The following is a 10,458-nucleotide window of genomic DNA, read 5'->3' as shown; positions in this document are numbered from 1 at the left end:
CTCCTCTCCAGCTACCACGGGGCCCAGATCTTCGAGGCCATCGGTCTCAGCCAAGAGGTGATTGACCTGGCCTTCCGCGGCACGGTGTCGCAGGTGGGGGGAATGACGCTGGCGGACTTGGCTCGCGAGGGCATGGTAAATCACCAGCGGGCTTTCCCCCAGCTCACCTCGAAAAAGCTGGAGAACTTTGGCTTTATCCAAGCGCGGCCTAAGGGCGAGTACCACATCAACAGCCCAGAAATGGCCAAGCTGCTGCACAGGGCCATCGCCTCTGGACAGCCCGATCACTACGAGATCTACCGGGCCTATTTGCGCAACCGCCCCCCCACGGCCCTACGGGATCTGCTTGACTTTCGCAGCGACCGGGATCCCATTCCCCTGGAAGAGGTAGAGCCCGTTACAGCCATCTTCAAGCGTTTTACCACGGGAGGGATGTCGCTAGGGGCCCTCAGCCGCGAAGCCCACGAGACCCTAGCCATTGCCATGAACCGCATCGGTGGCAAGTCTAACTCCGGCGAGGGCGGAGAGGACCCAGAGCGCTACCTCCCCATCACCGATGTGACGCCGGAGGGGACCTCGGCGCGGTTCCCTCACCTTAGGGGCTTGCGCATGGGGGACAACGCCAGCTCGGCAGTGAAGCAGGTGGCCTCGGGCCGCTTTGGCGTAACCCCTGAGTACCTGGTCAACGCCCAGCAAATCGAGATTAAGATTGCCCAGGGCGCCAAGCCAGGCGAGGGCGGGCAACTGCCCGGCTCAAAGGTCAGCCCCTACATTGCCAAGCTGCGCCGCTCCAAGCCAGGGGTAACCCTGATCTCGCCGCCGCCCCACCACGACATCTACTCCATCGAGGATCTGGCCCAGTTGATCTTCGACCTCCACCAGGTCAACCCCCAGGCGCAGGTGTCGGTGAAACTGGTAGCGGAGGTGGGCATCGGCACGGTGGCAGCAGGGGTAGCCAAAGCCAATGCCGACATCATCCAGATCTCTGGCCACGAGGGAGGCACAGGGGCTTCCCCTCTCAGCTCCATCAAACACGCAGGCTCACCCTGGGAGCTGGGCTTAGTGGAGGTGCATCACGCCCTCTTGGAAAACGGCCTGCGGCAGCGAGTGATTTTGCGAGTGGATGGCGGCCTGCGCACCGGCTGGGAGGTGGTGATGGCGGCCATGCTGGGAGCAGAGGAGTTTGGCTTTGGAACCGTAGCCATGATTGCCGAGGGGTGCATCATGGCGCGGGTGTGCCACACCAACAACTGCCCGGTGGGGGTGACGAGCCAAAAGGAGGAGCTGCGCAAGCGCTTCCCTGGCACTCCAGATCAGGTAGTAACTTTCTTTACCTTTGTGGCCGAGGAGGTGCGCCAGATCCTAGCCCGCCTAGGCTACCGCTCCCTCAAAGAGGTCATTGGGCGGGTGGATCTGCTTTGCCCCCGCGCCGACGTGGCTTTGGAAAAAACCCAGTCTCTCCAGTTGGACTGTCTGCTGCGAACTCCTCCTGGCTTTGATCCTCACCGTCAGCCCGAGTGGCTAGACCATGAGCCGGTGCACTCCAATGGCCCGGTGCTGGACGAGCAGATCCTGGCCCGGCCTGAGGTGCAAAAGGCTATTGAGACCTGCGGCACAGCCACGTTGGAACTCCCCATTGCGAACACCGACCGCTGTGTGGGCGGGCGCATCGCCGGCACCCTGGCTCGGCGGTATGGGGATGGGGGCTTTGCCCAGCAGGGGGGGCTGTTGGATCTGCGCTTTGTGGGCACAGCCGGCCAGAGCTTTGGGGCCTTTACCCTGGCGGGCATGCGCCTCACCCTGACGGGAGAAGCCAACGACTATGTGGGCAAGAGCATGTGCGGCGGCGAAATCGTCATCCTAGCTCCCCCAGAAGCCCCGCGGGATCCGGCGGAAAACGTGATCCTGGGCAACACCTGCCTGTACGGGGCCACGGGCGGATCCCTGTTTGCCAACGGCCAGGCGGGAGAGCGCTTTGCCGTACGCAACTCCGGTGCCCAGGCAGTCGTCGAGGGAGCTGGCGACCACTGCTGCGAATACATGACCGGCGGCGTGGTGGTGGTGCTGGGCCGGGTGGGCCGCAACCTGGGGGCAGGCATGACCGGCGGCCTGGCCTACGTGCTAGATGAGGAGGGCAACTTCCCCGCCAAGGTCAACGGCGAGATCGTGCGCATTCAGCGGGTGCAAACCGCAGCAGCGGAAGCGCAACTCAAGGGCCTGGTCCAGGAGCACTACCGCCGCACCCATTCCCCCAAAGCTGAGCGCATCCTCAAGAACTGGGAGCGCTACCTCCCTCTCTTCTGGCAGGTGGTTCCCCCTTCCGAAGAGGGCAGTGAGCTAACGGATCCCGCCCGATCCCAGCCAGCGGCAGTGCAGTCGTAGGAGTTTCAGGGTCTGTTGGTAACACTTCTTATCCCCACGGCAGCTAAGGGAACTGGTAAACTGCGAGGATGTAGCTGGTTTTTATCTGTTTTAGCTGCCTATGAGTTCCAGCCTGGAAGCCGCCAAGATTCAGGCGCGAGTACCCAAGGAGACTATCCTGACACCGCGCTTCTACACCACCGATTTCGAAGCCATTGGCAAGATGAGCCTAGGGGATCGGGAGGCCGACTTCCGAGCCATCCTGGAGGAGTTTCGCGCCGACTACAACCGCCACCACTTTGTCCGCGGCGAGGAGTTTAACCAAGACTGGGAAAGTCGCCTCGATCCGGAGGCGCGTCGGCTGGTTGTGGAGTTTTTGGAGCGCTCCTGCACGGCAGAGTTCTCCGGCTTCCTGCTCTATAAGGAGCTCTCCCGCCGGCTGAAGGAGACTAACCCAATTTTGGCCGAGTGCTTTGCCCTCATGAGCCGGGATGAAGCCCGCCACGCCGGCTTCCTCAACCGGGCCATGGGCGACTTTAACATGGCCTTTGATCTAGGCTTTTTAACCAAGCACAAGTCCTACACCTATTTCGCGCCTCGCTTTATCTTCTACGCCACTTATCTTTCCGAGAAGATTGGCTACTGGCGCTACATCCTCATCTACCGCCACCTAGAGGCCCATCCTGAAAACCGCATCTACCCCATCTTCAATTTCTTCAAGAACTGGTGCCAGGACGAGAACCGGCACGGCGACTTCTTTGCCCTTGTGCTTCTTAGCCAGCCACGGCTGCTCAGGGGATGGGTGGCTGAGCTCTGGTGCCGCTTCTTCCTGCTGTCGGTGTTTGCCACCATGTACCTCAACGACGTGGGCGAGCGCCCGGGTTTCTACCGCCTCCTCGGCCTGGATCCCCATGCCTATGACATGGAGGTAATCTACAAAACCAACCGCGAGGCGGCTAAGGTGTTCCCAGTGGTATTGGATGTGGAAAACCCTGAGTTTGTGCGGCGGCTGCAGAAGTGTATAGCCAACAACGCCAAACTGAGGGAGATTGAGCGGGGATCTGGCCCCTTCAAGGGTCTGCGCAAGCTGCCGCTTTACCTCAACAACGCCTACCAGTTCCTGCGGCTGTTCTTACTCAAACCGCGCAAAGCTGGCTTCTACCTGTGGGAGGAGCCAGAGCCTCGTTTTGAAGGAGCAGTCGTTTCCGCCTAAGCCCTCTTGCCCTAGCTGGATACCCGTACAGCCTTGCTAGGTCAGCCATGAACATTGCTGCTGGGATTACACCGCTCTTTTTGCTGGGAACGCTGGCCTTTTTGGGTTGGGGCTTCTGGCGAGCCCGCCGGCGGGGATCCCTAGCCGTCTGGATGTGGCTGCAGGGATCCCTGCTCCTTTTGCCGTGGGTGATCTTCCTGGGGCTGCTGCTGGTGGGGGTTTACCTCAACTTTGCCGGCTTCTTGCTGCTCTTGCTGGTGTTTACGGGGCTCTACATTGCCGTGGGGCGCAAAACCCGCCAGTTGGCCCAGCAGGAGCTGCAAGCGCGGCGGCAGCAGTTGGCTAGTTTAGAGGGTCAACCAGAAGGGGCAGCGGAGGCGTCGACCCAGGCTGCGGCGGAGCCAGCAGGGTTTCTGCGCAAGATCTCCGCCGAGGATTTGCAAGCTATTCAGTCCATCTTCAGCCTGGACACCTTTTTTGTTACTGAAACCATCCCCTATGGGGAGGGGGCCATCTTTAAGGGCAACCTCCGCGGGGACGCCGAGGTGGTCGTACCCCTACTGGTGGAAAAGCTCAAAGAGCGCGTGGGCAGCCGCTACCAACTGTTTTTGGTCGAGGATGCCTCGGAAAAGCCGGCGGTGGTGGTTCTGCCAGACGAGATAGTTAACTACCGCGCCTCGAGGGGAGCCCAGATTCTGGCCGCAGGCCTAATGCTAGCTAGCTTTCTGGCCACCCTAGAGGTGGGGGCCAACTTGCTGGGCTTCCGGCTGTTGGAGGCGCCAGGGCGCTGGGTGGAAGCTCTGCCCGTGGCAGCTGGGATCTTTGCCATTTTGCTGGTGCACGAGACCGGACACCGCTGGATGGCCGGCAAGTATGGGGTGCGCCTCAGCCCCGCTTTTGTTATCCCCAGCCTAGGGATTGGCACCCTGGGATCCCTAAACCGCATCCAATCGCCGGTGCCCAACCGCAAGGCCCTCTTCGACATCGCCTTTGCTGGACCAGCAGCGGGCGGCCTCCTTTCCTTGGTGGTGCTGCTGGTTGGCCTGAAGCTCTCGGGCGCTGGAGGCGTGTACGTGCCTACGGAGATCTTTCGCAGCTCCATCCTGGTGGGCACCCTGGCGCGGCTGGTGCTGGGATCCCAGCTACAGGCGGAGCTGGTGCCCATTCACCCCTTCGTGGCCGTGGGCTGGATTGGGCTGGCCATCACCGCCTTGAGCCTGCTGCCTGCTGGCCAGTTGGACGGGGGTCGCATTGTGCAGGCCGTGTATGGGCGTAAGACAGCAGCCCGCGCCACGGTGATTACCCTCATTGCGTTGGCCGTGGCAGCCATCAGCAACGTCTTGGCCCTCTACTGGGCGCTGCTCATTCTCTTTATTGCCCGTGAGCCGGAGCGTCCCCCGCAGGATGAGATTACGGAAACCGACGGCCAGCGGGATGCCTTGGCGCTGCTAGCCCTCTTTTTGATGGTGATGACCCTGCTGCCAATTGCCCCCGCCTTGGCGGGCTTCCTCAACCTCCCCAACGGCTAAATGTCGCTGCCAGGAAAAGGCTTGGGCCCCAGCCGAGAGGACCAAGAAAAGCACCTGCAGGCCCTGCTGGTTCAGGCTGTCCACCATCACCAGCGGGGGCAACTGGAAGAGGCCATCTCCCTCTACCAACAGGTGTTGCAGGCCCGGCCCGCCCACCCGGAAGCGCTGCACCTTTTGGGGGTCTGCCGACAGCAGCAGGGAGTCCTGGAGGAAGCCATTGCCCTGATGCAGCAGGCCTTGGCGCAGCAGCCGTGGTTTCCCGACGCCCACTACAATCTGGCAATTGCCCTCAAGCAGGTAGGTTACCTGGAGGAGGCAAAAGCTCACCTCCAGCAGGCGTTGGAGCAGGGGGGGCCGGATCCAGAGGTCCTGTACCAGCTAGGCCTGGTGCTACGGCAGCAGGGGGAGTGGGAGGCGGCGCTGGTGCCGCTGCTGCAGGCTCTGGAGTTGCAGCCGGGCTTCTTTACCGATGCTGCCCATATCCTGGCCATCTTGTTGCGCGATTGCGGGCAAGAGGAGGAAGCGGCCAAGCTGTTCTACCAACTCTGGCAAGCGGATCCAGCCGACTTGGCCGCCGCCCTGGGCTGGTGTGTCAGCCAGTTGCCCCTGCTCTACGACGCCCCGGAACAGATAGCAAGTGCTCGCCAGCGCTACCGCCAGGCCCTAGAAGAGGTCAAGGCCCGCTGGGAGCAACTGCCGCGGGATCCAGAAACCCTGGAGCAAGCGGCTGCCGGCGTCGGCTCTGTCCAGCCTTTCTTTTTGCCCTACCAGGGCCAGAACGACCGCGAGCTGCAGCAACTGTACGGATCCCTAGTGGGGGAGGTCATGGCGGCTCGCTACCCCCAGCCTTCCCTTCCCCGGCAGCGACGTCCTGGGCGGCTTCGGGTAGGCATCGTCTCCGGCCTGTTTCGGGATCACTCGGTTTGGAAGATCCTAACTCGCGGCTGGGTAGAAGCTTTGGATCGCTCCCAAGTGGCCCTCTACGGCTTCCACACCTCGGCCATCCAAGACGAGATCACGCGCTCCCTGCCCTCCCGCTTTGAGCAGTTTGTGGCCGGATCCCGCAGCTTAATGGAGTGGCAGGCAGTCATTCGAGAGGCCCAACTGGACGTGCTCCTCTACCCAGAAGTGGGCATCGACCCGGTCTGCGCTCAACTGGCTGCCCTGCGTTTGGCGCCGGTACAGGCCATGGCCTGGGGCCATCCCCAAACTTCCGGTCTACCAACAATGGATGTCTTCATCAGCAGCGAGCTGATGGAACCGCCGGACGGGGCCAGCCACTACACTGAGCAGCTCCTGCTCCTACCTGGCCTTGGCACCTACTACATCCCCTCGGAGGTTGCACCTGCCTCTGTGGACTGGCAGGCCTGGGGGGTGGATCCCGACAGGGTGCTCTACCTCTGTGCCCAATCCTTGTTCAAATACCTGCCCCAATACGACGAGGTGTTCCCCCGCATTGCCCGGGAGGTGGGGCGGTGTCAATTCCTATTCCTCCAGGGCCGCCTTTCCCAAGGGATCCGCCAGCGCTTTTGGCAACGGCTGCAGCGAGCCTTCCGCGCCTACGGCCTGGCCGCCGAAGACTATGTGCTGCTGCTGCCGGAGCTCTCGCCCGCCGAATACGCTGCCTACAACGCCCTGGGGGATGTTTACCTAGACAGCATCGGCTGGTCTGGCGGCAACACCACCCTGGAAGCCTTGCCCCACGGCCTGCCCATTGTGACCTTGCCGGGATCCCTGATGCGGGGCCGCCATACCTACGCCATCCTGCAGCAAATGGAGCTCCACGAAACCATTGCTTCTAGCCTGGATGAGTACGTTCAGATTGCCGTGCGGCTGGGCTTGGACGACCGCTGGCGTGAGAAAGTGGGCCGGCAGGTAAAAGCCCGCCAGGAACGGGTCTACCGGGATCCCGCCCCCATCCGCGCCCTGGAAGCGTGGCTGCAAACTCTGAAGAGCTGAGGGGGAGTTTACTGGCCGGAGTCCCGACCTTCCAGACGGCAGAGCAGTTGCCGCATCAATAGCTCCCGCTGGCCCAAAGAGAGGTGGGGAGCAACCGCGCTGGAAAAATGGGGCATGGCTAGGGTGACGCGATCCAGCAAGTCGGCACGGCGATGTTGTTGCTGGATGGCCCAAGCCCGCTGCACAAGGTCTGCAGCTGTTTCCAGCTCCAGCCCCGCTTGTTCGGCTAGCCAAGCGGCTAATTGTTCCAGGTCGGGATCAAAGCGCAGCCGGTACATGTAGATTAGCATCCCGATCCCGAGCACTAGGCCTACGGCGCTGGCCACATAGGCAGCCTTAACGGAAGTTCCCGGCAGATAGGCCACCGCCGACACGCGTAAGATTTCATAGGGGATGCGAATCAGGCTGTAGCCGACGACATAGGTCCAGACCCAAGTGCCATCCTTAAGCTTGGGAAAGCGCCAGAACATCCCCATCAAGAGGGCAAACAGAACCAGGTTAAGGAGGCTTTCGTAAAAGAAGATGGGGTGAAAAAACTCAAACTGGCTGTGTTCCGGCTCGCGGGCCTCGGGAGGGATATATATCCGCAAAGGCCAACTGCTGTCAGGAGGAATGGGGGCACCGTAGGCCTCGGAGTTGAACAAATTGCCCCAGCGCCCAATGGCTTGGCCCAAGATCAAGCCGGGGGTAATCACATCGGCGTACTTCCACCCGTTGATCCCGGTGGCGCGGCAATAGAGGTAAAGGGCAAGCGCCCCCGCCAGGATCCCACCGTGGATGATGATGCCTCCCCGCCAGATGGCAAAGGCCAAGAGGGGGTTGTCTCGGAACTCTGACCAATGGGTGAGGACGTAGTAAAGTCGGGCGCCCAGAAACCCCGACACCACTAGCCACAGGGCCAGGGCCTCGACCCGCTCGCTGGCCTTGCCCGGCTCTTTCTCGAGGTGACGGGCCTCTGCTAGGGCTTTGGTCAGGATTAGGCCAACCAACACGGCAATGCCCATCAGCAGGCCGTACCAACGCAAACCTAGCCCGCCCACCAGGGGAGTGCTGGGGGGGAAGCGGAAGACGAATTCCCCGGGCGAGCTAAAAGTAAGGCCTAGCAGCTCAGTACCCCGTAGATTCATCCCCAGCACGCTCTGCACCCCCGATCCCCCAACTTAGTTCCAGCAGTTGGCTTCCACGCCGCGCCAGTAGGACGAATTTTCCGGTCGCGCTCCTAGTCTCGCAACACGTAGCCTACCCCGCGCACCGTCTGGATGAGGCGCTTCTCTCCTGGAGCTTCGATCTTAAGACGCAAGTAGCGAATGTAAACCTCGATGATGTTAGAGTCGCCTGCAAAGTTGTGCCCCCACACATGCTCCAGAATCTGCTGGCGGGTGAGCACCTGGCGGGGATGTTCCATGAGGTAGCGCAACAGCTCGTATTCTTTAGCAGTCAGCTCCACCTGGCGCTCTCCCCGCCTCACCTCCCGCGTCACGGGATCCAGCGTTAGATCCATGAACACCAACTGGCCATGGGGGGATCCCTTGGGGTGCTGCAAATAGATCCGTATCCGCGCCAGTAACTCCTGAAGGCTAAAGGGTTTCACGACATAATCATCCGCCCCAGCCTCCAGCCCTGCCGCCCGAGCTGCCACCTCATCGCTAGCCGTCATTAGCACCACCGGCACGCGGTCGCCCGTCAAGCGCAACTGGCGACAAACCTCCAACCCCGAGATCTCGGGCAACATCCAGTCCAAGAGCACCAGGTCGGGGTTTTGGGTGCGGGCTGCCGCTAGCCCCGCTGTGCCATCGCCGACCACGCTGACTCGGTACCCTTCATAGGTCAGCCCAGTTTCCAGAAAACGGGCCAACTTGGCCTCATCTTCGATCACCAGAATGTGGGCAGAGGAGGATTCCGGCTCGGGCATATTCTCTCCAGAAGAGGCGGGAAATCGGCTCCCTGCCCACCAGCATACCTTAGCCATTGACAGGCGGGGTAACGTGAAGTCTGCGCCAGCTACGTGTCCCACAAGCGGCTGCTGCCTGAAGGAGAGATTTGCTGCAGCTACAGGATCTCCCAGCTATCCCCGAAACCAAGGGTGGCGAACACTTAGATTAATAGATTAACCTCCACTACGCTCGGCTGATGACGAGTAGGTGCGCCCGCGCCAAGAGCGGGGCCGGCTGAGGGCCGACAGGATCACTCGCAGGACGGCCAAGGGATCCGCCAGCGGCGAAGCCCAAAACGTCCAGGGGGGATCTTGGTAGGAGCCGCGAATGCCCACAAGGACTCCCAGTCGCAAGGCAACTAGGCCCAGGTTAAGACCCAGCAGCACCTGCTCCGTTAGGGAAAAGGGGAACCCCAGCCCGGCCTTGAGCCCCAGACCCCCAACCGCTAAGACTGGGATCCCCTGGGTAAGCACCAGTAGGGCGATATCCCCCCACAGTTGGGCTGCAGGAGTGGCATCTTTCAGGTCCAGGGATCGGCCCCACTCCCGCCAAGTTTCGGCCAAAGAAGTGTACATGCGCACCTTGAGCAGGTGCCGACCGTTGCAGAAAGCGACCTTAAAGCCGGCTGCCGCAATCTGCCGCACCAGGGTGACATCGTCGCAGAAGGAGGCCCGCGCCAGCGTGTAGCCGTTCATGGCTTCTAGCACCGAGCGGCGCACCAACATGCACTGCCCATTGGCCATCGTCCGCTCTGGCAGGGTAGCAGTGTCCCCTGGCGCTCCATAGCGGTAAATTAGGGTTGCCAAAAGAGCTGGTTGGAGCCAGCCTTCCCCCCAGTGCTGCAGGATAAACTGCGGCGCCAGGGTGAGGAGATCCAGCCCTTTGGCCTGGGCAGTTTCCAGCAAGCGCTCCACCAAGCCCGGCTGGGGGCGGGTATCAGCATCAATGCCCAAGATCCACTCAGAAGCGGGATCCGCATGGAGAAAGCCGTAGTGCAACGCCCAGGGACGACCCACCCAGCCGCTGGGCAGGGGATCGTCGGTCAAGAGGCGAAAGCGGGGATCCCGCTTGGCCATCTGCAGCACTTTTTCGCGGGTGCCATCCTGGGAGCGGCTATCCACCACCAGCACCTCGCGCACGACCGCTCCCTGGCGGTGCAGCCCTTCTAGGCAGGGATCCAGGCGCTCGGCTTCGTTGAGGGTAGGCAGCAAGACGCTGACCAAGCCCGGCGGAAAAGGGATCCCCGGTTGACCAGGAGGGAGAGGAGAAGGACGCCACAGAGAGGGCAGCAGCCGGGCCAGCAACACCGCCGCCATCGGCAGCTGTAGGGCCAACAAACCCAAGGCAGCCGCATCCTCCATCGGGATCGCGTGCGTATCCATTAGAGCTACCTTCCTACCTCCAAGTTGCCCAGCAAGGCCCAAGCCGGTGGCTTTGGTTCAGAATCAAGGTGACCCTTGCC

Annotated in this window: 7 protein-coding genes; 4 read left to right on the top strand and 3 right to left on the bottom strand. The window is 61.8% G+C overall.

All coding sequences use genetic code 11. The features are described 5' to 3' along the window. The 4 genes from NW833_RS09655 to NW833_RS09640 all read left to right on the top strand — a co-directional run. Window positions 1-2,382, top strand: a 2,382-nt coding sequence (locus NW833_RS09655; protein ID WP_414412338.1) for a glutamate synthase-related protein, incomplete at its 5' end; no start/stop codon positions are given. 100 nt (window positions 2,383-2,482) lie between these two features. Continuing rightward, complete coding sequence (gene acsF, locus NW833_RS09650; RefSeq protein WP_414412337.1) at window positions 2,483-3,574, top strand: magnesium-protoporphyrin IX monomethyl ester (oxidative) cyclase; 1,092 nt, start codon at window positions 2,483-2,485, stop codon at window positions 3,572-3,574. A gap of 47 nt (window positions 3,575-3,621) precedes the next feature. Next, a complete protein-coding gene (locus tag NW833_RS09645; RefSeq protein ID WP_414412336.1) occupies window positions 3,622-5,103 on the top strand; it encodes a site-2 protease family protein in 1,482 nt (493 codons plus the stop codon). Between the two features lie 21 nt (window positions 5,104-5,124). After that, on the top strand, window positions 5,125-7,062 hold the full coding sequence (locus NW833_RS09640) for a tetratricopeptide repeat protein (RefSeq protein ID WP_414412335.1): 1,938 nt from the start codon (window positions 5,125-5,127) through the stop codon (window positions 7,060-7,062). A gap of 8 nt (window positions 7,063-7,070) precedes the next feature. Here NW833_RS09640 and lgt read toward each other — a convergent pair whose 3' ends face one another. From lgt to NW833_RS09625, 3 genes are all read right to left on the bottom strand, one after another. Continuing rightward, the gene (gene lgt / locus NW833_RS09635; RefSeq protein WP_414412334.1) at window positions 7,071-8,189 is read right to left on the bottom strand and encodes a prolipoprotein diacylglyceryl transferase; all 1,119 of its coding nucleotides are present in this window, start codon (window positions 8,187-8,189) and stop codon (window positions 7,071-7,073) included. 92 nt (window positions 8,190-8,281) lie between these two features. Beyond that, a complete protein-coding gene (locus NW833_RS09630) occupies window positions 8,282-8,974 on the bottom strand; it encodes a response regulator transcription factor (protein WP_414394726.1) in 693 nt (230 codons plus the stop codon). A 195-nt stretch (window positions 8,975-9,169) separates the two neighbouring features. Beyond that, window positions 9,170-10,378, bottom strand: a complete 1,209-nt coding sequence (locus NW833_RS09625; RefSeq protein ID WP_414412333.1) for a glycosyltransferase family 2 protein — start codon at window positions 10,376-10,378, stop codon at window positions 9,170-9,172. Between the last annotated feature and the right edge of the window lie 80 nt (window positions 10,379-10,458).

It is taken from the genome of Synechococcus sp. O70.1, assembly GCF_047462215.1.
Classification (GTDB): domain Bacteria; phylum Cyanobacteriota; class Cyanobacteriia; order Thermostichales; family Thermostichaceae; genus Thermostichus.
This window is presented reverse-complemented; position numbering and strand designations above follow the sequence as displayed.